Source organism: Hyphomonadaceae bacterium ML37 (assembly GCA_027627685.1).
Lineage (GTDB): Bacteria > Pseudomonadota > Alphaproteobacteria > Caulobacterales > Maricaulaceae > Oceanicaulis.
On the sequence record CP091241.1, the window covers coordinates 1976366 to 2001212 of the forward strand.

18 protein-coding genes are annotated in these 24847 nt (G+C 67.7%); 8 read left to right on the plus strand and 10 right to left on the minus strand.

Annotation, left to right across the window (positions count from 1 at the left end; translation table 11 throughout):
* Positions 1–43 precede the first annotated feature (43 nt).
* Complete coding sequence (locus L2D01_09795; protein ID WBQ09187.1) at positions 44–2026, minus strand: polysaccharide biosynthesis protein; 1983 nt, start codon at positions 2024–2026, stop codon at positions 44–46.
* Positions 2027–2209: 183 nt separating this feature from the next.
* Between L2D01_09795 and L2D01_09800 the strand changes: the two genes are divergently transcribed.
* On the plus strand, positions 2210–2551 hold the full coding sequence (locus tag L2D01_09800; GenBank protein WBQ09188.1) for a hypothetical protein: 342 nt from the start codon (positions 2210–2212) through the stop codon (positions 2549–2551).
* On the opposite strand, the gene L2D01_09805 is transcribed toward L2D01_09800, so the two are convergent.
* From L2D01_09805 to L2D01_09815, 3 genes are all read right to left on the minus strand, one after another.
* Positions 2548–4425 carry an anion permease gene (locus L2D01_09805; GenBank protein ID WBQ09189.1) on the minus strand — a complete coding sequence of 626 codons (1878 nt, stop codon included), beginning with the start codon at positions 4423–4425 and terminating at the stop codon, positions 2548–2550. The genes L2D01_09800 and L2D01_09805 overlap by 4 nt on opposite strands.
* A 75-nt stretch (positions 4426–4500) precedes the next feature.
* The gene (locus tag L2D01_09810; protein ID WBQ09190.1) at positions 4501–4686 is read right to left on the minus strand and encodes a hypothetical protein; all 186 of its coding nucleotides are present in this window, start codon (positions 4684–4686) and stop codon (positions 4501–4503) included.
* A 3-nt stretch (positions 4687–4689) separates the two neighbouring features.
* Complete coding sequence (locus L2D01_09815; protein ID WBQ09191.1) at positions 4690–6303, minus strand: DUF2793 domain-containing protein; 1614 nt, start codon at positions 6301–6303, stop codon at positions 4690–4692.
* Between the two features lie 159 nt (positions 6304–6462).
* Between L2D01_09815 and L2D01_09820 the strand changes: the two genes are divergently transcribed.
* The 4 genes from L2D01_09820 (at position 6463) to L2D01_09835 (ending at position 12590) form a co-directional block, all read left to right on the plus strand.
* Entirely contained in the window at positions 6463–8301 is a 1839-nt protein-coding gene (locus tag L2D01_09820; protein ID WBQ09192.1) for a methylmalonyl-CoA mutase family protein, read from the plus strand.
* The gene (scpA, locus tag L2D01_09825; GenBank protein WBQ09193.1) at positions 8298–10427 is read left to right on the plus strand and encodes a methylmalonyl-CoA mutase; all 2130 of its coding nucleotides are present in this window, start codon (positions 8298–8300) and stop codon (positions 10425–10427) included. Before L2D01_09820 ends, scpA begins: the two co-directional genes overlap by 4 nt.
* Positions 10428–10780: 353 nt before the next feature.
* Positions 10781–12022 carry a M23 family metallopeptidase gene (locus tag L2D01_09830; protein ID WBQ09194.1) on the plus strand — a complete coding sequence of 414 codons (1242 nt, stop codon included), beginning with the start codon at positions 10781–10783 and terminating at the stop codon, positions 12020–12022.
* A 70-nt stretch (positions 12023–12092) separates the two neighbouring features.
* A complete protein-coding gene (locus L2D01_09835) occupies positions 12093–12590 on the plus strand; it encodes a polymer-forming cytoskeletal protein (protein ID WBQ09195.1) in 498 nt (165 codons plus the stop codon).
* 66 nt (positions 12591–12656) lie between these two features.
* On the opposite strand, the gene prfB is transcribed toward L2D01_09835, so the two are convergent.
* The 3 genes from prfB to L2D01_09850 form a co-directional block, all read right to left on the minus strand.
* Positions 12657–13776 (minus strand): peptide chain release factor 2 gene (gene prfB / locus L2D01_09840; protein WBQ09196.1). Its coding sequence is split into 2 segments (ribosomal slippage): positions 12657–13706 and positions 13708–13776, totalling 1119 coding nucleotides; the frame shifts between segments, so codons are not numbered across the junction.
* A 61-nt stretch (positions 13777–13837) separates the two neighbouring features.
* Positions 13838–16354, minus strand: coding sequence for a penicillin-binding protein 1A (locus tag L2D01_09845; GenBank protein WBQ09197.1), 2517 nt, complete (start codon positions 16352–16354; stop codon positions 13838–13840).
* Positions 16355–16457: 103 nt separating this feature from the next.
* Positions 16458–17690, minus strand: coding sequence for an N-acetylmuramoyl-L-alanine amidase (locus tag L2D01_09850; protein WBQ09198.1), 1233 nt, complete (start codon positions 17688–17690; stop codon positions 16458–16460).
* A 509-nt stretch (positions 17691–18199) separates the two neighbouring features.
* Here L2D01_09850 and L2D01_09855 point away from each other — a divergent pair.
* The 3 genes from L2D01_09855 (at position 18200) to L2D01_09865 (ending at position 23149) form a co-directional block, all read left to right on the plus strand.
* Positions 18200–20869 carry a ribonuclease E/G gene (locus L2D01_09855; GenBank protein ID WBQ09199.1) on the plus strand — a complete coding sequence of 890 codons (2670 nt, stop codon included), beginning with the start codon at positions 18200–18202 and terminating at the stop codon, positions 20867–20869.
* Between the two features lie 104 nt (positions 20870–20973).
* Complete coding sequence (locus L2D01_09860; GenBank protein WBQ09200.1) at positions 20974–22374, plus strand: M48 family metalloprotease; 1401 nt, start codon at positions 20974–20976, stop codon at positions 22372–22374.
* A 16-nt stretch (positions 22375–22390) separates the two neighbouring features.
* The gene (locus tag L2D01_09865; protein WBQ09201.1) at positions 22391–23149 is read left to right on the plus strand and encodes a DsbA family protein; all 759 of its coding nucleotides are present in this window, start codon (positions 22391–22393) and stop codon (positions 23147–23149) included.
* On the opposite strand, the gene L2D01_09870 is transcribed toward L2D01_09865, so the two are convergent.
* The 3 genes from L2D01_09870 to L2D01_09880 all read right to left on the minus strand — a co-directional run bounded on the left by L2D01_09870 (position 23146) and on the right by L2D01_09880 (position 24721).
* The gene (locus tag L2D01_09870; protein ID WBQ09202.1) at positions 23146–23325 is read right to left on the minus strand and encodes a hypothetical protein; all 180 of its coding nucleotides are present in this window, start codon (positions 23323–23325) and stop codon (positions 23146–23148) included. The two genes, L2D01_09865 and L2D01_09870, sit on opposite strands and share 4 nt — an antisense overlap.
* A 74-nt stretch (positions 23326–23399) precedes the next feature.
* A complete protein-coding gene (locus L2D01_09875) occupies positions 23400–23858 on the minus strand; it encodes a GNAT family N-acetyltransferase (GenBank protein WBQ09203.1) in 459 nt (152 codons plus the stop codon).
* Between the two features lie 59 nt (positions 23859–23917).
* On the minus strand, positions 23918–24721 hold the full coding sequence (locus L2D01_09880) for a thiazole synthase (protein ID WBQ09204.1): 804 nt from the start codon (positions 24719–24721) through the stop codon (positions 23918–23920).
* Between the last annotated feature and the right edge of the window lie 126 nt (positions 24722–24847).

A 24847-nucleotide genomic window follows, 5' to 3' on the forward strand; every position in this document is an offset into this window, starting at 1 on the left:
CGTTTTCCCGAAAATCCAGATTGATCGAGGGGTTTGGCGGTTCCTACTCCGCCGACCGCGCGTCGGTGCGGGCGGCGGCGGTGCGGGCGCGGGCGCCGGCTCTTGGGTCCATTTTGACCACGGCGGGGCCGGACAGTGCGTCCGGATCATAGCCAATCGCCTTGTCGGCCAGCAGGGCGACCACGCCCGCGGCATCACCGGCCTGGCAGCCCGCCTCGATGCGCGCCAGCAGCGCCTGCATCGCGGTCCAGTCCGGCGCCACGGCGGCCTCGCTCATGATGCGCGGGTGACGGGTGGGGCTGGCGGCAGCGCCGATCAACAGCTCCTCATGGAGCTTCTCGCCCTCGCGCAGGCCCTTGAACTTGATCTCGATATCCCCGCGCGTCATCGATTCGGACAGATAGGGGCGCATGCCAGCCAGGCGCACCATGCGGCACGCCAGATCCACCACCTTGATGGGGTCGCCCATGTCCAGCACGTAGACGCCCTCCCCGTCCGACAGGGCGCTGGCCTGGATCACTAGCTGGGCGGCCTCGCCCAGCGTCATGAAATAGCGCGTCACGTCGGGGTGGGTGACGGTGACCGGGCCGCCCTGTTCCACCTGCTGGCGGAACAGCGGCAGAACCGAGCCGGAGGAATCCAGCACATTGCCGAAGCGCACCACGGTGAAGCGGGTCGAGGCCTGGGTGGCGCCGAGCGCGTGACAGGTCAGCTCGGCCAGGCGCTTGGTGGCGCCCATGACGCTGGAGGGGCGCACCGCCTTGTCGGTTGACACCAGAATGAAAGACGACACCCCCGCCTTGATCGCCTCGCGCGCCAGCGCCAGCGTGCCCAGCGTGTTGTTGCGCACCGCGGCGATGACATTGTTCTCCACCAGCGGGACATGCTTGTAGGCCGCACAGTGGAAGACCGTGTTCACGTCAAAGCGCCCGAGCAGGGAGGCGACGCGCGAGGCGTCGCTGACCGAGCCCAGCTTGGCGATCAGCTCGCATTCGCCGCGGCGGTCGCGCAGCGCGCGTTCGATCTCGTAAAGCGCAAACTCCGACTGATCGAGCATGACAAGGCGCGCCGGCGCCTGTTTGAGGATCTGGCGGCACAGCTCCGACCCGATGGAGCCGCCCGCCCCGGTCACCATGACGCTGCGCCCGCGAATCGTCGCCGACATCAGTTCGGGGTCCGGCGTAATGGGATCGCGCCCCAGAAGGTCCTCGGCCTTGACCGCGCGAATCTGCGAGATCGGCGCCTGGCCGGAAAGGATGTCGTTGATGTCCGGCACCGTCTGGACGCGCAGATCATACGGCTCCAGCAGGTCCAGTATGCGCTTGCGGCGCGCGCGGGTGGCGCTGGGCAGCGCCAGGAACACCGCATTGGCCTGGGTCGCGCCGGCCGCCCGGCCGATCTCGGCCGGGTTGAACACTTCCAGCCCGCCAATGCGCGCGCCGTGCCACAGGGCGTCATCATCCAGGAAGCCCACCGGCGCATGCTCGCCGCGCTCGCGCAGGGCGGCCAGCAGCTGGCGCCCGGCATCCCCGGCGCCATAGATCAGCACCCGCTCCTTGGCGCGCACCTGATGGTCGCAGAACATGGCGCGCACCGCCACGCGCACGCCGCCGGTCAGGCACAGGGCCAGCGCCAGATAGATCACCGCGGCGCCCAGCGGTATGTTCACCGGGACAAACGCGCTCAGGCCCAGAAGCAGCACCGCCGACACCAGCGCGCCCAACCCCGAGACCCGCAGAATATCCACGTCCCGCTCGGCCCCCATGGAGGCGTAGAGCCGGCCATTCATGAACACGATGAGCCCGGCGGCGGCCACGCCGGCCATCACGCCCCAGACGTGCCAGTGCGCCATATAGGCGATGCTCTCGGTGGACAGGGCCAGCGCCAGATGGAACGCGAAGCCGAGGCTGGCCGCGTCAAACAGCATCTTGAGCAGACGTTTGTGCGAGGCGTTCATCCCCAGCAGACGGGAGAATGCAGCGCGCCCCAGGGCGCCAGGCGAAATACTCTTGCGAAGACGTGTCATGGCGTCCTGACTGGCCGTCATCCCCTGTAACGTGTTCTTAGCGCGCAAAGATCGAAACGGCAAAGCCGCAGTCGCCCGACTCGCAGCGCGCCGGGAAAATGCCGCATTTGCGCCACACTAACGCTTGGCTGGAGTCCAAGCGTAATTAACCATAAGGTAGCAGCAGGACCTGGGGAGGGCGGCATGGCACATACGGCGGGCGCAGCACTGGCGGGATGGGCGGTTCGCACCGTCATCGCCCTGATCGCGATACCCCTCACCACGCTCGGCCTGTTCGTTCTGATCGAACGGGAGAACCCGGCGATTCTGTCCGGCTTGCTGCAGACCTCCAACTGGCTCACCCGCCTGATTCTCAATTCGCCGCTGGCCAGTTCGGACGCCGCCTTGCTGACCCTGCATCTGTCGGGCGCGGCCATGGTGTTCATGCTGCTCATGCTGGCCGCCACCGTGCTGGTGTTGGCGGCGCTGTCGCTGGCGCGCGCCCTGGGCTCGATGCTCCACCGGCCGGGCGGCAAGCCGGCCTAAAGCGGCCACACCACCAGCAGAAGCGGGATGCTCACCGCCACCACCAGCGCCTCCAGCGGCAGTCCCAGACGCCAGAAATCCCCGAACCGGAAGCCGCCCGGCCCCAGGATCAGCGTATTGTTCTGGTGACCGATCGGGGTCAGGAAGGCGCATGACGCCCCGATGGCCACCGCCATCAGGAAGGCGTCCGGATTGACGTTCAGCGCTGCGGCGGACCCGATGGCGACCGGACACATCACGGCGGCGGTCGCAGCATTGTTGATCATGTCCGACAGGAACATGGTCACGATCAGGATGGCGGCCAGCGCCAGCACGCCATGGCCCATCGCCACGGTCCCGATCAGGCCCTGCGCGATCAGATCGGCCAGACCGGTCGACTCCATCGCGCCCGCCACCGGGATCAGCGACGCCAGCAGCACCACCACCGGCCAGTCGATCGCCTGATAGACTGTGCGCGGCGGCACGGTGGAGGTGATCATCGAGGCGATAACGCCCATCGCAAAGGACACGGCGGCCGGCAGCAGCCCGAACGCCGCCCCGCCCACGGCGCCCGCCATGATCACGCTGGCTATGATGGCCTTGCGCGGATTGGGCACGCGCAGATCGCGCTCGGCCAGCGGCGCCAGCCCGGTATCGGCGGCGAACTCGGACAGCGCCTCGGGCGCGCCCTCCAGCAGCAACAGATCGCCGGCGCGGAATTTCATCGTGCGCAGCCGCGCGCGCGAGCGCATGCCGTCGCGCGACACCGCCAGCAGATTGATGCCGAACCGTGTGCGCAGGCGCAGCTCGCTGGCCGAGCGGCCGCCCAGCCCGGCCTCGGGCAGGATCACGTATTCGCGCAGCACGATCTCGTCCGAGCCGTCATCGCGCGCGCGGGCGGCCTTGGCGTCGCCGTCGGTGGCCGCGGCGTTTTCCTTTTCGCGCGCGGCCTTTTTCTCGTCCTCCGCTTCGCGCTTGTCCGCCGCCGCCACGGCCGGTTTGGACGAGCCACGCTCCTCCAGCTTGACGCCCAGAACCGTCAGAACGGCGGGCAAATCGCCCACATCGGCTTCCAGGACCAGGATATCGCCCGCCAGCACCTTGCGGCGGCGATGGGGCGCCGTGATCCGCACATCCTGGCGCACGATGGCGAGCACCTGGGCGTCGGCCTTGCCAAACAAATCCTCCACCTGACGCAGGGTCAGGCCGGCGGCGCGGCTCTTCTCGCCCACTCGCGCCTCGGTCATGTAGGCGCCGGTGGAAAACTCGTCCTCGCCGCTGGAGCGGTTGGCGGGCACCAGGAATCGGGCCGCCGCTACAACAAAGATGACCCCGACCACCGCCACAGCCAGACCCACCGGGGCGAAATCGAACATCGCGAAGCCCTCGCCCGAATGGCTGGCCCGGAAACTCGAGACAATCAGATTGGGCGGCGTGCCGATCAGCGTGGTCATACCCCCCAGGATCGTCCCGAAGGCCAAAGGCATCAGCACCTGACCCGGCGCCAGATCGAACTTGCCCGCCATGCGCACGGCGACCGGCATCAGCAGCGCCATGGCGCCGACATTATTCATGAAGCCCGACAGCACTGCGCCCAGCGCCACCAGCGCGCCCATGGAGACCAGGGGTCCGGCCCCATTGGGGATGGCGTGGCGCGCAATGACGTCCACGGCCCCGGAATTCTGCAGGCCCCGGCTCAGCACCAGCACGCAGGCGACCGTGATGACCGCCGGGTGGCCGAAGCCCGCAAAGGCCACGCCAGGCTCGATCAGCCCGGCGGCGACGCAGGCCAGCAGCGCGCCGAGTGCGATGATGTCATGGCGGAAGCGTCCCCACAGAAACAACGCCATGGCGGCAGCGAGGATGAGGAGGATCATTCCCTGATCAAGCGTCATGGCGCGCACCGGTCTGACTGGAGAAGACCGCACATTGGCACATCTCCGGCCAAGGCCAAGCCCGCCGCGCTGCGCTCAGTCCGGATCGGCGCCCGGCGGCGGCGCGATCTCCACCGGCGGCGATCCGTCCTGCCCCTCCACCAGCGCTCGGTAGTCCGCATTGCCGGGGTCGGGCGGAATGAACAGCACGCGGCCGTCGGCGCGCTCGGCGCGTATCATCGTGTGTTCGTCATCGGTCCAGCGCGCATGAAGAAACATCATCGCTCAAAGCTCCGCAGAAATGTCGATATGGGCGGCGCTGTCGGAATCGGCGCGCAGCACGCCGCACACGCCCCCCGCGGCGCTGGCGTCTGTCACCGCCGCCACGATCTCCACCCGCCCGGACGCGGGCCGGGTGAAGGCCAGCTCGGTGATGACGCCCAGCGACGGGGGGTGAAAGCGGAATGCGCCGCCGCTCGCATAGCTGGGCGTTGCACGCTTGGGCTGATGGATCAGAAAGGCCCGGCTGTCCGAGGCGCCGGCGGCATAGCCCGTGGCGAAGCAGCCATGGACGTGCAGCGCGGCGATCCGCTCGAAATAGCGCAGGCACAGCGCCCGCTCCAACGCCTCGGGGCGATGCTCGAACACGCTGGCCGCCGCTCCGGCCTCCAGCTGGACCAGATCAAGATCGAACACCTGAGACGCCGGACCCGTTTCGCCGCTGAACCGGATCTCCAGATAGCTGCCCTCGCCGATTGTCTTGCCGGTGACCGCCGGCGCGTCGAACACCAGCGCGTGGCGGCTCCATCCGGTCCCGGCCTCCACGCTCTGATCATCGAGATGCACCGCAGACGATCCGCCCGCGCCGAAAGTCTGCACCAGCCGGACCTGCAGGCTGCGCGCCGCATCGCTGCGCAGGTAAAAACCCAGCGCCGCCGGACGCCCCGACAGCGTGCGCACGTCCTCGATGCGCGTCACCAGCACCGGCGTACTGGCTGGCTCACCCGTCACCGTCCAGCGCAGGAAGGCCGCGCCGCCGCCGGGCACATCGCTCTGGCCGGCCGGGTGCAACGCGCGCGCCGCCGACGCCGCGCCGCCGCCCGCGCTCACCAGCCGCCACATGTCGGGAATGTCGGCCGGTCCGCGCTGCCACACATCGAACCGGCCATTGATCACATGATTGCGCAGGCCCGCCAGCGGTCCGCCATTGAGGGATAGCGTGGTCAGGGCGGGCATGTGCGCGGCGCCGGTGGCGCGCTCCACGCGCAGCGCCGCGATCCATTCCGCGCCATCAGGCGAGACGCGCAGAGCCAGGTCATCATCACCGATCAGGCCCAGCTCGGCGCGCCCGCTCCAGCCCGACTGCAGCAGCAGGGAGAGCACATGGCCCGCCGCCTCCTTGTTGAGCGTGTAGCGCAGATCGCCCGTCCCGCCCTCGCCCGACGTCAGGGCCGTCCACAGCGCGGTGTTGAGCTTGGCAGCAAAGCGGTTGACCGCGTCCGGCGCGGTCCCCACACCGAGGCCCTCCAAATTGGCCAGAGCCCGGATCATCGCGTCCAGCTCGCGCCAGGCCGAGCCGTCAAACACCATCAGCGCGCCGATATCGGCGACGAACACCACCAGCCCGGCGCGCGGCGCGGCGCCGTGCCAGGCGCCATCCTGGAACCAGACCAGCGATCCCGGATCGAATACATCCCAGTCTTCGCCCTCGGGTTCGTCAGGAAGAATATAGCTGTCGCCCGGCGCAGGATCGGACGGCTGCGCCGCAACGCTGGCGCTCAGCGCATGGGCCTGCACCAGCGCATCGAGCCGCCCCAGCGCCTCGTTCACCGTGACATGCTTCTGGGCCTGGGCCGGCATCAGCCAGGGCAGGCCGAGCATGGGGGTCGCATCGCTCATCACATCTCCGCTCCGGTGCGAGGATAAATCTCGCTTCAAGGCTAGGACGCGGGCAGAGGGGGGCGGACAGATCGCGGACCTGTCCCCGGGTCAGCGCGCACTGGCAAAGCGCGGCATCTGGCTTGGCGGCGCGGCGCACGCGGTGTAATCCCCGTGGCCATGACCCAATCAATCCGCCCCCTGGCCGAGGGATTCGCCGCGCACTCCGACGCCGACTGGCGCGCCCTGGCCGAGGACGCGCTCAAAGGCGCGCCGTTCGAAAGCCTCGTGCGCAAAACGCTGGACGGCGTGCCGCGCGGGCCGCTGTTCACGCTGTCCGACCTTGACGAGGCCTGTGATCCCGGCGCGCCGGGCGCGGCGCCCTTCATCCGCGGCGCGTCGCCGGTGCGCGATGCTTTCCTGCCCTGGGGCATCCGTCAGCGCGCGGATCTGCCCGATCCGGCTAAGGCCAACGCGGCGATTCTCCAGGATCTCAATGGCGGCGCCAGCGAGATCACGCTGGCCATCGACCCGGCCGGGCGGGGCGGCGTTGCGGTGAAGACCGCTGACGATCTGGCCCGCACGCTGGACGGCGTCATGGCCGATCTCGCCCCGGTCTGGCTCGCTCCTGCTCTTGAGAGTCCTGAGGCCGGCGCGCTGTTTTTGAACTGGCTGGACGCTCAAGGCTATGACCGCGCGTCCGTGCGCGGCGGGCTGGGCCTGACGATCCCCGACACCGCCGGATGCGCCGCCGTGCAGGACGCGATTGCGCGCTATCCCGCCCTCACCCCGGTCACCATCCGCGCCCACGGCGTCTATGAAGCGGGCGGATCGGAGGCCCAGGAGCTCGCCTTCATGTGCGCAGCGGGCGCCGCCTGGATGGGCGCGCTAATCGACCAGGGCCTGACCCCCGACACAGCCGCCGGCGCGCTTTGCGTTACGCTGGCCGCCGACGCCGACGTGCATCTGACCATCGCCAAGCTGCGCGCTGCGCGCCGGCTCTGGTCGCGCATTCTGGAGGCGTTTGGCGTCAGCACGGATCGCCGCGCGCTGAAACTGCACGTAATAACCGGCGCGCGCATGACATCGGCCAGCGACCCTTACACCAACCTCATCCGCAATGCCTGCGCCGGGTTCGCGGCGTCTGTAGGCGGCGCTGACAGCGTGGAGGTGCGCCCCTTCACCCACGCCATGGGTGGCTCGACGAAATTCGCCCGGCGCCTGTCGCGCAATCTGCAAATCCTTCTGATGGAAGAAAGCCATGTGGGGCGCACGGCGGACCCGGCAGGCGGCGGCTATCTGCACGAGACCCTGGCCGCGCGCCTCGCCGAAGCCGCCTGGACGCGCTTCCAGGCCATGGAAGCCGATGGCGGCGCGCAGGCTGTGCTGGCCTCCGGCGCCTTCGCGACAGACGTCGCCGCCATGAGCGCCAAGCGCACCCAGCGCTATGCGTCCGGCGCAGACAGCCTGATCGGCGTCACGGCCTATCCCGAGCTGGACGCCCGCACTGTGGAGACCGGCGTGGCCCACGCCCCCGCCTCGGCAGTCGATTCCAGCGGCCATGATCCCCTGCCCTGGCCAGGCCTTGCGCCGGTGCGTTTCGCTGCGCCGTTTGAAGCCCTGCGTGACGCCGCCGACGCGCAGGGCCAAAGACCCGCCGCCTTCCTGGCCACGCTGGGCCCGCGTGCGGATTTCAGCGCCCGCGCCGGTTTCGCCGCCAACCGACTGGCCGTCGCCGGGATTGCGGCGCAGCCTCCAGAGGTCTTCTACACGATCGAGGCCTGCGCCGACGCCTTCAAACGCTCAGGCGCCCGGCTGGCGGTGATCTGCGGGACCGACGCGACCTACGAGGCGGACGCAGCCGCCCTCGCCGCCGCCCTCAAACCAGCCGGCGCAAGCGCCGTCTGGCTGGCGGGCAAGCCGATGGATATCCCCGGCATCGACCATTTCATCCATCTGCGCAGCGACGCCCTGAAAGACGGCGCGCGCGCCCATGCAGCCCTGGGGATCGGATCATGAGCCGCCATCCCGACTTCACCAGGCTCGATCTCGGCCAGCCCGAAACCGCGACCGCCCCGGGCGCGGACGCCGCCCCGTTCGAGACCGCCGAGCGCCTGCCCATCGCGCCGGTCTATGACGGCTCAAGCGTGGAAGGGCTCGATTTCCTCGATCACAAGCCCGGTGCAGCGCCGTTTCATCGCGGCCCCTACCCCACCATGTTCGTCCAGCGGCCCTGGACCATCCGCCAATATGCCGGTTTCTCCACGGCGGCTGATTCCAACGCCTTCTACCGGCGCAATCTGGCGGCCGGGCAGAAGGGCCTCTCGGTCGCCTTCGATCTGGCCACCCATCGCGGCTATGACAGCGACAATCCGCGCGTCATCGGCGATGTGGGCATGGCGGGCGTGGCCATCGACAGCATTCTGGACATGCGCCAGCTGTTCGACGGCATCCCGCTGGACCAGATGAGCGTGTCCATGACCATGAACGGCGCGGTGCTGCCCGTTCTGGCGCTCTATATCGTGGCCGCCGAGGAGCAGGGCGTGCCGGCGGCCAGGCTGTCAGGCACGATCCAGAACGACATCCTCAAAGAGTTCATGGTGCGCAACACCTATATCTACCCGCCTGCGCCCTCCATGCGGATCATCTCCGACATCTTCGCCTTCACCGCCAGGGAGATGCCGCGCTACAACTCCATCTCCATCTCCGGCTATCACATGCAGGAGGCCGGCGCCCCGGCGGACCTCGAGCTAGCCTATACCCTCGCCGACGGTCTGGATTACATCGCCGCAGGCGTGAAGGCCGGGCTGGATGTGGATGCGTTTGCGCCGCGCCTGTCCTTCTTCTGGGGCATTTCCATGAATTATTTCATGGAGGTGGCCAAGCTGCGCGCGGCCCGCCTCTTGTGGGCGAGGCTGGTGCGCGAGCGCTTTGCGCCCAAAAGTGACAAGTCGCTGTCCCTGCGCACCCACTCCCAGACCTCGGGCTGGTCGCTGACGGCGCAGGACGTGTTCAATAATGTGGCCCGCACCACCATCGAGGCCATGGCGGCGGTGGATGGCCATACCCAGTCGCTGCACACCAATTCGCTGGACGAGGCGCTGGCCCTGCCCACCGATTTCTCCGCGCGGATCGCCCGCAACACCCAGCTGGTGCTGGCCAGCGAGGCCCATCTCACCGACGCCATCGATCCGTGGGGCGGCTCATACTTCGTCGAGCGCCTGACCCATGATCTGGCCGCCCGCGCGCTGGAGCATATCGACGAGATCGATTCTCTGGGCGGCATGACCAAGGCCATCGAGGAAGGCGTGCCCAAGCTGCGCATCGAGGAAGCGGCCGCGCGCACCCAGGCGCGCATCGACTCCGGCCTGCAGACCATTGTCGGCATCAACAAATTCCGCCTGACCGAGCCCGAAGACGTGCCGGTGCTGAAAGTCGACAACCGCAAGGTGCGCGCCGAGCAGCTGGCCAAGCTGGAGCAATTGCGCTGCGAACGCGACGCGGAGCAGACCCGCGCCGCGCTGGACGCCCTCACCCGCGCGGCGGCCTCTGACGGCAATCTTCTGGCGGCGTGTATTGACGCGGCGCGCGCACGCGCCACGGTGGGCGAGATGTCCGACGCCATGGAAAAGGTGTTCGGGCGCCACAAGGCGGAGATCCGCTCGGTCCAGGGGGTGTATTTGAAAGCCGCGGGCAATGACGAGAGCGTGCGGCGCGCCCGCGCCGCCGCAGACCGGTTCGCTGAGGCTGAAGGCCGGCGCCCGCGCATTCTCATCGCCAAGATGGGCCAGGACGGCCATGACCGCGGCCAGAAAGTCGTCGCCAGCGCGTTTGCCGACCTCGGCTGGGACGTGGATATCGGCCCGCTCTTCCAGACGCCCGAGGAAGCCGCCCGCCAGGCGGTGGAGAACGACGTTCACGTCGTCGCCGCCTCGTCACTCGCCGCCGGTCACCTGACCCTGGTGCCCGCCCTGAAAGCCGCGCTGGAGGCCGACGGGCGCGGCGACATGCTGATCGTAGTGGGCGGCGTCATCCCGCCCGAAGACGTGCCCGAACTCAAAGCCATGGGCGCAGCGGCGGTGTATCCTCCTGGCACTGTCATCTCGGACTCAGCGCTGGATCTGATTGCCATGCTGCAAGGGTAGACGGGGGCCGGTGCGAGCCCGCCGCTCCAAGTTATATTATCATTAATGATACGCCTCGGCCTGGCCCGTTCGGCTCTGGACCCGCCGCCACGCGCCCTCAGCCGGCCTGCGGGCAGGTGTTCCAGTGCAGGGATCGACGTGGAGCGCCGACGCTAAAAACTCCATGTCGCCCCCTTATCTGAACGCAGGATGAAGGACGCAGACACGCCGCTGGCGTTACAGTCGACAATATCTTAACGTCCGGCCCACACATTGCATGCGGTGTGTTGAAAACGGTCACATGAATGTGCTTCATGCGGCTGGCCTGTGGGAGGGCGCCGACTGAGAATGCTAAGGCGAGGCGAGGCGAGCAGATGGTGAAACGTCTTCTGGCCGGGCCGTGGGAGCATATCAAGCAACGCTTCCCCGACCGGCAGATCTATCACCGCACCGAAGGTCAGGTGCGGTATTTTGCTGTCACCACCGAGATGCAAGTGGCCGCCATCACCGGCGTCTGCCTGCTGGCCGTATGGCTGGCCATCACCTCGGTCAACATGGTGCTGAGCGCGCGGGCCGAAGGCCGCGCCGATCATGAAATACGCCTCCTGGCCGAACGCCATCAGCAACAGCTCGATGAGGCCCGCGCCGCCGAGGCCGCCGCCATCGCCTATGTGGAATCGCGCACCAGCGCGTTCGACCGCACCGCCGGCGAACTGCAAAACCGCTCCAACACGCTGCGCCGCCTGCTCGATTTCGCCGAGGACCTGTCCGTCACGCGCGAACGCGAAAGCCCGAGCCTGGACGATGGCCGCATCCTGATGGCCGCCACCGAGGGCGACGAAGTCCCGCGCGAGCCGCTGGTGGCGCCCACGGCGCTGGCTCTCGATCCCGACGCCGATCCGGCTGAACAGCGCGTCGCCGCGCTTCTGGCCGATCAGGAGGCCGCTCTGGCCCTGGTCGAGGAAAGCGCCGAACAGCGGCTGGAAAAACTGCGCGCGGTGCTGCGCCTGACCGGCATGCGGGTGGATCAGGCGGTGAGCGCCGGTCCGCTGGACGGTGAAGGCGGCACGGGCGGTCCCTTCATCCCGATTGACCAGGCGCCGGTGTTTTCCGGCGGTCTGGACCTGAACGACCCCTTCAACGCCCGCATCGCGCGCATCACGGCGCGCCTGGTCGAGGCCGAACAGGTGGAGCAATTGCTCACCTCGACCCCGCTGGCTCTGCCCATCGAGGGGCCGCACCGGCGCACCTCGCCCTACGGCACGCGCATCGACCCGTTCACGCGCCGCCCGGCGTTCCACGCGGGGTCCGATTTCGCCGCCTATCGCGGGGCGCCGATCGTGTCGCCCGCGCCGGGACGGGTCGTTTACGCGGGCTGGCGGGCAGGCTATGGTCGCACGGTGGAGGTCGATCACGGGTTCGGGTTCCGGACCCGTTTTGCGCATCTGCACTCCATTGATGTGCGCCGCGGTGACGACGTCGAGGCCAGGCAACGCCTGGGGGGCATGGGCTCGACGGGCCGTTCGACAGCGACCCATCTTCACTACGAGATTTGGTTCCGTGGCGCGCACGTGGACCCCGAAGATTTCATCAGAGCGGGACGCTATGTTCACTAAAAAAGACTCCTCCCCCACCGCCCCAGACGCCGGTTTCCAGACGCCGGCCCCGTCCAAGAGGTCGTCCTCCATGAAAAGCAAAGCCCCCTCCATTCTCAGCGCCGACCTGGTCGTGCACGGCTCGATCATGTCCGAAGGCGAGGTTCAGCTGGACGGCACGGTCGAGGGCGATGTGCGCGCCGGATCGCTGACCATTGGCGAGGAAGCCAATGTGAAGGGCGAAGTGGTCGCCGAAACCGTTGTGATCCGCGGCCGCGTCCAGGGCTCTGTGCGCGCGCGTCAGGTGCAGCTCACCTCCACCGCCCGTGTGGAAGGCGATGTGATCCACGCCACGCTGTCCATTGAAAGCGGCGCCTTCTTCGACGGCCATTGCCGCCGCTCCACCGATCCGATGACCGACAAGGCCACCGCCCGCCCGGCGCCTGCGCGCAGCGACGCGTCCGCGCCGGCCAGCACCCCCGCCGCGCCGAAGACCGAGGCTCAGCCTCAGGCGCAAACGTCCGCGTTCGGCAAGCCCGCAACGCCCGCCGCACCGCCGCCCTCGGCGGCCAATGCGCCGAAAGTCTGAAACACCGATTTGATAGATTGCTGAAACACGACCGGGCGCGTCCCTGACGCGCCCGGTTTTTTCGCGTTAGGCGTCCGGCGCGTCTTCCACACCGACACGCGCGGCCAGCGCCGCCGCCATGAACGGGTCGAGATCGCCATCCAGCACGCCCTGGGTATCGGACGTCTCCACCTGGGTGCGCAAATCCTTGACCATCTGATAGGGCTGCAGGACGTAGGAGCGGATCTGGTGGCCCCAGCCGATATCGCTTTTGGAATCGGCCTCGGCCTGCGCGGCCGCCTCGCGCTTCTGCAATTCCTGCTCATACAGGCGCGCGCGCAGCATGTCCCAGGCCTTGGCCCGGTTCTTGTGCTGGGAGCGTTCAGACTGGCACGCCACGGCGATGCCGGTGGGGATATGGGTCAGGCGTACGGCCGAGTCGGTCTTGTTGATGTGCTGGCCGCCCGAGCCGGAGGCCCGGTAGGTGTCCGTGCGCACATCCTTGTCGAGGATCTCGATATTGATGGTGTCATCCACCAGCGGATAGGACCAGACACTGGCGAAGCTGGTATGGCGCCGGCCCGAGCTGTCATAGGGCGAAATGCGCACCAGCCGGTGCACGCCCGCCTCGGTCTTCAGCCAGCCATAGGCGTTCTCGCCCTTGACCAGCAGCGTGACCGATTTGATCCCCGCCTCCTCGCCGGCCTGATAGTCGATCACCTCGACCTTGTAGCCCGATTTCTCCGCCCAGCGCGTATACATGCGCGACATCATCTCGGCCCAGTCCTGGGCCTCGGTGCCGCCTGCGCCCGGGTGTATCTCCACATAGCAGTCATTGGCGTCGGCCTCGCCCGACAACAGCGCCTGCAGCTCGGCCTTGCCCGCCCGCCTGGAAAGCTGACGCAGCGCAATGAGCGCTTCTTCGTACAGCTCTTCCTCGCCTTCGGCCTCGGCCATCTCGGCCACTTCGATATTGTCGGACAGCTCGGCCTCGATCTCGCTCACCTCGCGGATCGAAGCGTCCAGCCGGTTGCGCTCGCGCATCAGGGTCTGGGCCTGTTCAGGCTTGTCCCACAGCGAGGGGTCTTCGGCGCGGGCGTTCAGTTCATCAAGGCGTTTACTGGCGGTATCCCAGTCAAAGACGCCTCCGCAGAAGGAGGGTGGACTGTTCAACGGCCTGTTTCAGCTCGGCGATTTCAGCGCGCATGGCGAGGGATCTTTCATCAGCGGTGGACGCATCGGACGGGCGGGATACCGGCTGGGCGCGGTCAATACAACCCGCCCAGCTCATCCTCCTCATCGTCCTCGTCATCGGAGTCACGCCGCTCGCCGGCCCGGCCGCCAAGGGCTCCGAACCCGAAGCTCAGGGCTTCTTCCGCCGCGGACGCGCCGCGGCGCGGCTCGGTGCCGGGGCGGAACGCCTCCAGAATGACGCCCGGACGGCCCAGCGCGGACGGTTCGCCCGTGTCCCGATTGACCGGCGCCAGGCTGACGCCGTCGGGCAGGCGGAAGTTGGACACGGCATAGCCCTCCAGCGCCGGGCGCAGGAAGTCGCGCGCGATCGGCGCGGCCAGCACGCCGCCCGCCTCGCCCTGACCCAGCGGCATGGGGGTATCGAAGCCGACATAGACGCCCACGATCAGGTCCGGGCTGAAGCCCACGAACCAGGCGTCGCGAAACTCGTTGGTGGTGCCGGTCTTGCCCGCCAGGGGACGGCCGAGCGCGCCCAGCGCGGTGCCGGTGCCGCGCGCCACGGCGCCTTCCAGCATGCTCACCACCTGATAGGCGACGACCGGATCAACCGCGTCCTCGCCCAGCGGCGCCAGCTGCGGCTCGCCCAAGGAGCGGTCCCACTCATCGGCTTCGCAGCCGGGGCATTCGCGTTCGTCCGCCACCCAGATGGTGCGCCCGGTGCGGTCCTGCACCCGGTCCAGAATGGACGGCTCGACAAGCCGCCCGCCATTGACCAGCGCCCCGTAGGCGCCCACCAGGTCCATCAGCGTCGTCTCGCCAGCGCCCAGCGACATGGCCAGCGTGGGCTGCAGATCATCGTAGATCCCGAACCGGCGCGACAGGTCAGTCACCGGGCGCATGCCCATGTCCTGGGCCAGACGCACGGTCATCACGTTGCGCGACAGCTCCAGTCCGCGCCGCAGCGTGGAGGGGCCGTAGAAGACGTTGGAATAGTTTGTCGGGCGGTAGAAGCGCATTTCCGCATCGCCCGACGCCACAAACGGCGCATCCAGAATGATCGAGACCGGGGTGTAGCCATTCTCCAGCGCAGCGGCGTAGACGAAGGGCTTGAACGCCGAACCGGGCTGGCGGCGCGCCTGAACGGCGCGGTTGAACTGGCTCTGGGCGAAGGAATACCCGCCCACCATGGCCAGCACCCGGCCCGTGAACGGATCCATGGCCACAATGCCGCCGTTCACCTCGGGGATCTGGCGCAGGCCGTAATGATCCTCGGCCACGGTCTCGCCGGGCGCATCCTCGGCCGTCAGGCGTTCGACCAGCACCACATCGCCCATGGTCAGAGCAGCGTCAGCGCGCGAAATGGCTGGTCCGAGTATCGGCATGCTGGTTTCGGCGTCGCGCGACGGCGCGCGCGCCCAGCTCAGCGCATACAGCGGAATGCGCCCGCGCGTGCGGTCCGCGAACCCGATCAGCGCCTCGCGCTCATTGACTTCCAGCACCAGAGCGACAGCCCAGGTGTCATCAATATCGGCGGGAGGATCGATTTCGGCCAGCCGCGCCGGCCAGTCGTCAAACTCTTCAAACCGTGTCAGCGGCCCGCGGTACCCGTAGCGCCGGTCATAGGTTTCCAGCCCGTCGCGCAGCGCGCGGCGTGCGGCCAGCTGCATGCGTGTGTCCAGCGTGGTGCGGATCGACAACCCGCCTTCATAAATCTGCTCATCGCCATAGCGGTTGAACACTTCGCGGCGCACTTGCTCGACGAAGTATTCCGCCGCCAGATAGGTCTCGCCGGCCAGGCGCGTGGTCGCCTCCAGCGGCTGGCGGGCCGCCTCTTCCGCGCTCGCTTCGGTGATATAGCCGTTGGCGACCATGCGCGTGAGCACCCAGTTGCGCCGGCCCACGGCGGCTTCGGTGCGCCGTTCGGGGTGATAATTGTTCGGGCCCTTGGGCAGGGTCGCCAGATAGGCGATCTCGTGCAGCTCCAGCTCGTCCAGCGACTTGTCGAAATAGTTCAGCGCCGCCGCCGCCACGCCATAGGCGCGATTTCCCAGATAGATTTCATTGAGATAGAGCTCGAGGATCTGGTCCTTGGTGAAGGCGCGCTCGATGCGCCGGGCCAGCACCATCTCGCGCACCTTACGGTCCAGCGCCTGTTCGGACGTGAGCAGGAAATTCTTGGCCACCTGCTGGGTGATGGTCGACGCGCCTTCAAGCCGGCGCCCGCCCAGATAATTGCCGATATTGGCGATCGCGGCGCGCAGAATGCCGACGAAATCCAGCCCGCCATGGTGGTAGAAATTGCGATCCTCGGCCGAGAGGAAGGCGCTGATCACTTCGGGGGGAATGTTCTCGATCGGCACGAAGACGCGGTGCTCGCGCGCGTATTCCGCGATCAGCAGGCCGTCGCCGGCATGGACACGGCTCATGATGGCCGGCTCGTATTCGGCCAGCTGCTGATAGTCGGGAAGGTCGGCGGTGACGCGCACCACATAGACCGCCGAGGCGATCAGGCCGATGACGCCCACCACGCAAACCGTGATGCCGCCCCAGACAAGGGCCCGAAGCGCGTTCGACCAGCTCAACAGTCTCATATGACCCTCACCCGCCGGACTGCCCGCAGACGGCCCGCTCTGTGCCCCCCGAAACAGGCGCCATTATGGCGCATGCCGCGCACAAGCCAACAGGGTGCAGCGGTCAGCGCGCGCTGGCGCTCGGGGCGGGCGCGGCGGTATTGGCGGCCCAGAAGGTCCGGCCCGTGCCGCTGCAGCCGGCAAAATGGGTGTCGATGGCCGCAGCCGCCGCCTGCATCAGGCGCCGCCGCTCGCGCGCATCATTCATCCGGCGCGAATCTTCGCGATTGGTCAGGAAGCCCATTTCGAACAGCACCGCCGGGGTCTCGGCGTCGGTGAGCACCGCGTAATTGGCTTCCATGGGGGTGGAGCGCCACAGCGGCGCGGCGCGGCCAACCTCGGTGCGTAGCGCCGCAGCGAAAGTCTCAGACTGGCTGCGCTTGTTGGCGATCGACATTTCCACCAGGATCCGCGACACCTCTTCAGGCCGGCTGATATCCACCCAATTGCCGTCGGTGATGGCGCGGTTGCGCGCCCGGCTCTCGGCCCGCGCATTCATGGAGTAAACCGTGGCGCCTTGAGGCCCGTTATTGTCGCCCGCCGAATCGGCGTGGATCGAAATAAACAGGTCGGCGCGCGCCTCGCGCGCAATCCGCACCCGGTCTTCCAGCGTCACGAACACGTCGGTGTCGCGGGTCATGATGACCTCGTAGCGTCCGGCCTCGTTGAGAATCTCGCGCAGCGACAGGCCCGCGGCGAGCACCACGCCGGACTCATGCATGCCGCCAAAGCGCGCCAGCGCGCCGGGATCGCGCCCGCCATGGCCGGGATCGATCACCACCCGGATCCGCTCGCAGGATTCCGGCGTGAAACCCACGCCCGCCTCACGCGCCACCAGCTCAGTGATGGTGGCCGCCGCCTGGGGGAAACCCGAAACGCTGGCGAAGGCCGCCGGGCTGACCGGCTCCAGATCGATGACCGTGCGATAGCCGCCGCCGGCCGGATCCAGCGTTATCTGCTGGCGGATATTGGCCGGGCCGGACAAGGAGAACACCAGCCTGGGATGGCTGGCCGCCCCGTCAAAACGGAACATGCCCACCAGCCCCGCGCCCAGACCGGCGCCATCGGGCAGGTTCGCGACGGCCCAGGATGCATTTTCAAAGGACAGGACCAGGCGTGCGCCATGTTCGGACAACGTGTGGGCGCGCACGCGCACCGGGGTCAGGGTCTCCACCACGACACGCGTATGGGTGCCGTGATCGCCAAAACGCACGGCTGTGATTTCGCCGGCCTGCGCGCCTTCAGGCGCCAGCAGAGCGGCGGCGAACGCCAGGATCGCTGCGAGAATTCGCGTCACCCTTACACCCTCGTCATCCCGTGCGTCTGACTTGCCGCGTTTTGCGGGCAGACGTCTTGAGCCCCATCCTAAGGGCGCCCGCCTTGCGATTCGGTTAGCGGACTGTTGAGCATCTCCTAACATGGACAAGCTTGCTTTTCATCGCCTGAAGAATGGTGCAATGTGCCGCGCGTCGGCGTGTGCCGGTTCCGGTGACTCGGTCCGCACGCCCGCCGATGACGCGCTTCAGGCCAGCCTGGCCCGGCGCAGATGAAACATGTTCAGGACGACGCGCGCACGGGCCCATTCCCGACGCGCCGGCGCCGGAAACACCAGAGAACGGGCGCGCCGCCCAGGCCGAGGCCATGGCGGATGCGCTCTGAGGACCAACCCCATGCGCGCTGCGTTCGCGACCAACTTGATGCTTTCAAGCCCTCGCCGCGCTGCGCGCTCCAACGAACGCCGCCACACCCCGCCGCCCGGATCGCTCCGGGCCGGCGACGCTGTCGTGCGGCCTGGAGACCGCTTTAATGTCCCGCAAGATGCTGATCGACGCGGCCCACCCGGAAGAAACCCGGGTCGTGGTCGTGGAAAACAACCGCGTTGAAGAATTCGACTTCGAGTCCGCCTCCCGAAAACCCATCCGGGGCAATATCTATCTCGCCAAGGTGACCCGTGTGGAGCCCTCGCTCCAGGCGGCCTTCGTCGAGTATGGCGGCAACAAGCACGGCTTCCTCGCCTTCAACGAAATCCACCCGGACTACTACCAGATCCCGCACGCGGATCGCGAAGCCCTTCGCGCCCAGGAAGCTGAATTCAGCGCCCAGATGGCTGATGACGCCGCCGCAGCCGCCCAGAGCGACGAGGACGGCGAAACCGTCCAGGATGAGGATGATCTGCTGGACGAGGCCTCGCGCCGGCGCCGCAATCTCCTGCGCAAATACAAGATCCAGGAAGTCATCAAGCGCCGCCAGGTGCTGCTGGTCCAGGTCGCCAAGGAAGAGCGCGGCAACAAAGGCGCGGCGCTGACCACCTATCTCAGCCTGGCCGGCCGTTATTGCGTGCTGATGCCCAACACCGCGCGCGGCGGCGGCATTTCGCGCAAGATCACCAATGCGCCTGACCGCAAGCGCCTGAAATCGGCGGTGTCGGAACTGTCCGTGCCGCTGGGCATGGGGCTGATCATCCGCACGGCGGGCGCCTCGCGCACCAAGACCGAGATCAAGCGCGACTATGAGTACCTGATCCGCCTGTGGGAAAATATTCGCGAGACCACGCTGAAATCCATGGCGCCGTCCCTGATTTACGAGGAAGGCAATCTGGTCAAGCGCACCATTCGCGACATGTATGACAAGGATATCGACGAGGTCCTGGTCGAGGGCGAGGAAGCGTACAAGGAGGCCAAGGCCTTCATGCGCATGCTCATGCCCAGCCACGCCAAGAAGGTGCAGCACTATAACGACGACGCGCCGCTCTTCCTGCGCCATCAGGTCGAAAGCCAGCTCGAAGCGATTCACTCGCCCACCGCCCAGCTCAAATCGGGCGGCTATATCGTCATCAACCCGACAGAAGCGCTGGTCGCCATCGACGTGAACTCGGGCAAGTCGACCAAGGAGCGCGGGATCGAGCAGACCGCTCACCGCACCAATCTGGAAGCCGCCGAAGAGGCCGCGCGCCAGATGCGCCTGCGCGATCTGGCCGGCCTGATCGTCATCGACTTCATCGACATGGACGAGAACAAGAACGTTCGCGCCGTGGAGAAGAAGATGAAGGATGCGCTGGCCCGCGACCGGGCCCGCCTTCAGATCGGACGCATCTCCCAGTTCGGCCTGATGGAGATGTCGCGCCAGCGCCGGCGCACCTCTCTGGTGGAAGGCTCCACCGATGTGTGCCCGCACTGCTCGGGCACCGGCTATATCCGCTCGGTGGAATCCAGCGCCCTGGTCGTCATGCGCACCCTGGAAGAAGAAGGCGTGCGCGGCCGGTCGGCCCATGTCAGCCTGAGCTGCCCCACCGAAGTGGCGCTCTACCTGCTCAATGAAAAACGCGACCATTTGCACTCCATCGAACAGCGCTACGCCATGCGCGTGACGATCAAGGCCGATGACACGCTGATGCGTCCGGCCTGCTCGCTCGAGCGTCTGGAAGCGGCCAGCGAAGGTCCCCGCCCTGTCTCCGCGCGCCCGGCGCCGGTCAGTCAGGTGGACGCCGCTGCTGAAGCGGCCCTGGACGCAGCGGCCGAAGCCGCCGCCGCCGAGGCTGAAGAGGCCGAAACCGATGACCGCGCGGATGCCGACGACGCGCCGCAAGAGCGTCCCGCCAGAAAAGCGGCTGCCGCAGCCCCGGCTGCGCCGCGACCGGCAGTGGCGGACGCCGCGTCCGACGGCGACGACAATTCGAAAAAGCGCCGCCGCCGCGGCCGCCGCGGCGGACGCAATCGCAAGCGGCGCGAAGACGGCGCAGTGGACGGTGATCAGGGCGCGCAGACGCGTGCGGATGATCGCGATGGATCCACGGACGGCGCCGATGTGCTGGCGGTGGTGGAGCCCACGGGCGGTGATGATTTCGGCTCCGGCGAAGCGCCCCCGCGGCGCGAGCGTCCGGCCCGCCGGCGCCGCCGGCCCGGGTCTGACCGCGAGGATCGCGGCGCCCCCGCGTCTGACGAGGCCGGGGTTGAAACCGGCGCGCCTGCACCGGCCGGTGACGATGACACGGCTGAGGCCGCCAAGCCCAAGCGCCGCCGCCGCAAGGCGCCGGCCGCCGCTGAGGCCAAAACGGATGCTGACGCAGTGAGCGCGCCAGCCGCCCCGACAGAGCCCGAAGCAGCCGACGCCGAGGCCGCGCCGGCCAAGGCGCCGCGCAAGCGCACCCGCCGCAAGGCCGCCGATGCGCCTGCGGCTGAAGCGGCCCCGGCAGAGGCTGAAGCACCTGCCGAGGCGGACGCCCCGGCGTCCGAAGCCAAGCCGGCCCGCACGCGGCGCAAGGCCCCGGCCAAGCCGAAGGCGGCGGACGCCAAACCGGCGCCTAAGGCCAAGGCTGAACCCAAAGCCAAAGCGGAACCCAAGCCCAAGGCTGAGCTCAAACCTGAACCGGAAGCCAAGGCTGAGCCCAAGGCCGAACCGGCGCCGGAGCCCAAGTCCGACGGGCCGCGCAAGACCGGCTGGTGGTCGCGCTCCAGCAAGCTGCTGGGTCTGAAGTAACGTTTGTGAGAGCGGCGCGCCCGGACTAGGCGCGCCGCCTCATATCCGTCTAGATTGACTTGAAGATCGCTGAGGGGTCAGCCACAGGGGGAGGGAGTAACGCCTTGCCCGTATTGTCATTCCTGCGCCGCACCGCTGCAGCCCTCGCCGCACTTGTGCTGGCCTCGGCGCCCGCCATCGCCCAAGGCCTCGTGCGTGACGCCGAAATCGAGGCGGTGATGCGCGCCTATTCCGACCCGCTGATCGAGGCGGCCGGGCTCAATGTCAATTCCGTCGATATCTATCTGGTCGGCGATATGGAATTCAACGCGTTCGTCACGCGCGGACAGAATGTGTTTCTCAACACCGGGCTGATCGTCGTCGCCCAGACCCCTAACGAAATCAAGGGCGTGATCGCCCATGAGCTGGGTCATATCGAAGGCGCCCATCTGGTGCGCATGCAGCAGGCCGAGCGCAGCGCCATGGCCGCCATGGCCGCCGCCATCGGGGTCGGCATCATCGCCGCCCTGGCCGGCGCGGGCGATGCGGGCGCGGCGATCATCGCCTCCTCGCCCCAGTTTGCGACCCTGGACTTCATGACCTATACGCGCTCCCAGGAGGCGGCCGCCGACCAGGCCGCCGTGCGCTTCCTGACCGCCACCGGCCAGTCCGCGCGCGGACTGGTGAACACGTTCGAGCGTCTCGCCCACCAGGAGCGCCTGTCCTATCAGCGCCGCTGGCAGTATTTCCGCTCGCACCCGCTGTCGTCTGACCGGATCGCCGCGCTGCGGCGCAATGTGGAAGCTTCGCTTTACGCCGACGTGCCCGACACCGAGGAAGAGGTGGAGACCCTGCGGCGCATCCAGGCCAAGATCATCGGCTTCATGGCGCCGCCGGCCCAGACCTTCGAGCGCTATCCTGAAAGCGACACCTCCATCCCCGCGCGCTACGCCCGGGCCGTGGCGTTCTACAAGCAGGGTCTGATGAACCGCGCCGAGGAAGTGGTGCTCACCCTGATCGATGATGAGCCGGACAATCCCTATTTCCACGAGCTGCACGGCCAGATGCTGTTTGAAAGCGGGGCGATCGCCCGCGCGATTCCGCCCTATCGCCGCTCGCTGGAGCTGGCCGATCGCCAGCCGCTCTTGCAGATCGGCCTCGCCACGGCGCTGATCGCCACCGGCGACGAGGCTGCGGTGAACGAGGCAGTGACGCTGCTGACCCAGGCTCTGGTGTCCGAGCCGGACAATGCCTTTGGCTGGTTCCAGAAATCTCTCGCCTACACGGCGCTCGGCGATCTCGCCATGGCCGAGCTGGCCACTGCAGAGCGGTATTTCGCCATCGACGATTCCATGCACGCTCATTTGTTTGCCCGGCGCGCCCATGAGCGGCTGGAACGCGGCACGGAAGCCTGGATACGCTCGGCCGAACTGCTATACGCTACCGAACCGACCGCGCGCGAAATCCGCGAATGGAACCGCCGCGAGCAGACCCGGCCGAACTTCGCCGGGCTGCGATTCAACTGATTCGACTGGAGACTTCATGATCCGCTCCCTTGCCGCCTGCGCCCTGGCCGTCTTGATCAGCGGGTGCAGCGAAGCCGCCGATCCCGCGCAGGACCGCGCCGAGATCGAGACGATTGTGCGCGAATACATCATCGCCAATCCCGAGCTGATCGAGGATGCGCTGGTGGAGCTGCGCCGCCGCGCCGAAGCACGCGAAACTCAGCAATTGCGCGACGCCGCTGTGGCCCTGACCGGCGCCCTGTTTGACGACGCGCGCGACCCGTTCATCGGCGCTGCCGGCGCGGTCGTGACGGTGGTGGAGTTCACCGACTACGCCTGCGCCTTCTGCAAGCGCGCCCATGAGTGGAAAGAGCTGATGCTCACCCTCTATCCCGGCCAGGTGCGCTTTGTGCACAAGACCCTGCCCCTGCGCGGCGAGGCGTCGGAAATCTCGGCGCTGGCGGCTCTGTCGGTGTGGGAAGGCCAGCGCGACGTCTATGAGGCCTTCCACGATGGTCTGATGCTGCATCGCGGTGCGCTGGATCAGGCCGCGCTGGACGAGGTGGCCGAGGCCGCCGGCGTCGACGTGGCGGCCATGCGCGCGGGCATGCTGAGCCCGGAGGTGGAAGCCCATCTCGACCGCACATTCGAGCTGGCCAACCGGCTGAGCCTGCGCGGCACGCCCATGTTCCTGTTTCCCGGCGACGTCATCATCCCGGGCTACGCCGCGCCGGAAATGACCGCCGCGCTGGAAGCGGCGCTGGCGGCCGCGGGCGATGAACCGGCGGACGGCTAGGTCTGCGCCGGACGGCGCAGCCATGCACCGCACACGATGAACCAGGTCAAGAATGCGGCCTCTGCGATGCGCTGCAGGGCGCCGCGCCAGTCCAGCGCCGCGTCGATGGACAGCAACGCGGCCAGCGCCAGCCATAACGGCGCCGATGCGCGCGGCGCTATACCCGGACCTGACATGCTCCCCCCTACGGCCGCCCGAAGTCTAACTGCCTTTCAACAGGTTACCGCATTCACTGGCGCTGCATCACTGCTTACAGGTCCAGGTGCAGGAACTGGTTGAATGTGGTTGAGGCATAACTGCCAAAGGCCTCGCAACTCACAAAACCCCGCTTGCGGTACAGCGCCAGCGACGCTTCGAAGGCTGGCCCGCTGCCCGTCTCCAGGCTGAGGCGGCGCCAGCCGCGCGCGCCGGCTTCTGCGATGATGTGATCAAGCAGCGCCGCCGCAACGCCCTGACGCAGATGATCGGGATGGGTGCGCATTGACTTGATCTCGCCGTGTGCTCCGCCAAGGCTTTTCAGCGCGCCCATGCCCGCAATCGTCCCGCCCCGCCACGCGGTCCACACCGTGACGTCCGGCGTCTTGAGCCCTGACAGGTCCAGCGCATGCACTGTCCCCGGCGGTGAGCTCGCGTGCATGCCCGCCAGATGCAGGGCCAACAGCGCCCGGGTCTGCGCGCCGGACAAATCATCTTCGCGAATGTCGATCATGGGGTGGACCTAGCGGTGAGCGCGATCATCTCCAGAGTGCGCGCAAAGGCGCAATCCCCCTAAATCAATCCACCCAGTGGGCTGGACGGATCGGCATAGAGCTTTTTGCGCATGCGCCCGGCCAGATACGCCTCGCGCCCCGCAATGACCGCATGCTTCATGGCGCGCGCCATGCGGATCGGGTCTCTGGCTTCGGCGATGGCGGTGTTCATCAGCACGCCATCGCAGCCCAGCTCCATGGCGATGGCCGCATCCGACGCTGTCCCCACGCCCGCATCGACGATCACCGGCACCTTGGCCGCCTCGATGATCAAACGAATATTGACCGGGTTCTGAATGCCAAGCCCCGAGCCGATGGGCGCGCCCAGAGGCATGATGGCGCACGCCCCGGCCTCTTCCAGCTTGCGCGCATAGACCGGGTCATCGGAACAATAGACCATCACGTCGAACCCCTCCTTGATCAGGAGCTCCGTGGCGCGCAGCGTCTCGGCCATGTCGGGATAGAGGTGTTTGGGGTCGGACAGCACTTCCAGCTTCACCAGCGACCAGCCGCCCGCTTCGCGCGCCAGGCGCAGCGTGCGCACCGCGTCCTCGCCGGTGAAGCATCCGGCCGTGTTGGGCAGGAAGATGTAGCGCTCGGGATCGATGAAATCGACCAGGCGCGGCTGGGACGGGTCGGACAGATTCACCCGGCGCACCGCGACGGTGATCATCTCCGCCCCCGACGCCTCGAGCGCGCGGGCGTTCTGTTCATAGCTTTCATACTTGCCCGTCCCGATGATCAGGCGCGAAGCAAGCGTGCGCCCGGCCACCACCAGAGGGGCGTCAACAGGTGCGGCGGGAGGGGCGGATGTTTCGGTCATCAGGATGTCCTAGCGCGCAGCACCGTCCGCGTCAGCCTGTTTGCGCGCCGGGACGCAGAGGACCACATCAGTCATGTTGTACATGTACAACAATTTATTTGACCCCTGCGATCATCACGGCGATTG

What these genes read in the sequence shown, in the direction of transcription:
- L2D01_09835 (WBQ09195.1), top strand. Translation starts at nt 12,093, where the DNA reads ATGAAAAGCAAAGCCCCCTCCATTCTCAGCGCCGACCTGGTCGTGCAC.
- L2D01_09810 (WBQ09190.1), bottom strand. Translation starts at nt 4,686, where the DNA reads ATGATGTTTCTTCATGCGCGCTGGACCGATGACGAACACACGATGATA.
- L2D01_09815 (WBQ09191.1), bottom strand. Translation starts at nt 6,303, where the DNA reads ATGAGCGATGCGACCCCCATGCTCGGCCTGCCCTGGCTGATGCCGGCC.
- scpA (WBQ09193.1), top strand. Translation starts at nt 8,298, where the DNA reads ATGAGCCGCCATCCCGACTTCACCAGGCTCGATCTCGGCCAGCCCGAA.
- L2D01_09800 (WBQ09188.1), top strand. Translation starts at nt 2,210, where the DNA reads ATGGCACATACGGCGGGCGCAGCACTGGCGGGATGGGCGGTTCGCACC.
- L2D01_09805 (WBQ09189.1), bottom strand. Translation starts at nt 4,425, where the DNA reads ATGACGCTTGATCAGGGAATGATCCTCCTCATCCTCGCTGCCGCCATG.
- L2D01_09845 (WBQ09197.1), bottom strand. Translation starts at nt 16,354, where the DNA reads ATGAGACTGTTGAGCTGGTCGAACGCGCTTCGGGCCCTTGTCTGGGGC.
- L2D01_09830 (WBQ09194.1), top strand. Translation starts at nt 10,781, where the DNA reads ATGGTGAAACGTCTTCTGGCCGGGCCGTGGGAGCATATCAAGCAACGC.
- L2D01_09870 (WBQ09202.1), bottom strand. Translation starts at nt 23,325, where the DNA reads ATGTCAGGTCCGGGTATAGCGCCGCGCGCATCGGCGCCGTTATGGCTG.
- L2D01_09875 (WBQ09203.1), bottom strand. Translation starts at nt 23,858, where the DNA reads ATGATCGACATTCGCGAAGATGATTTGTCCGGCGCGCAGACCCGGGCG.
- L2D01_09820 (WBQ09192.1), top strand. Translation starts at nt 6,463, where the DNA reads ATGACCCAATCAATCCGCCCCCTGGCCGAGGGATTCGCCGCGCACTCC.
- L2D01_09795 (WBQ09187.1), bottom strand. Translation starts at nt 2,026, where the DNA reads ATGACACGTCTTCGCAAGAGTATTTCGCCTGGCGCCCTGGGGCGCGCT.
- L2D01_09855 (WBQ09199.1), top strand. Translation starts at nt 18,200, where the DNA reads ATGTCCCGCAAGATGCTGATCGACGCGGCCCACCCGGAAGAAACCCGG.
- L2D01_09865 (WBQ09201.1), top strand. Translation starts at nt 22,391, where the DNA reads ATGATCCGCTCCCTTGCCGCCTGCGCCCTGGCCGTCTTGATCAGCGGG.
- L2D01_09880 (WBQ09204.1), bottom strand. Translation starts at nt 24,721, where the DNA reads ATGACCGAAACATCCGCCCCTCCCGCCGCACCTGTTGACGCCCCTCTG.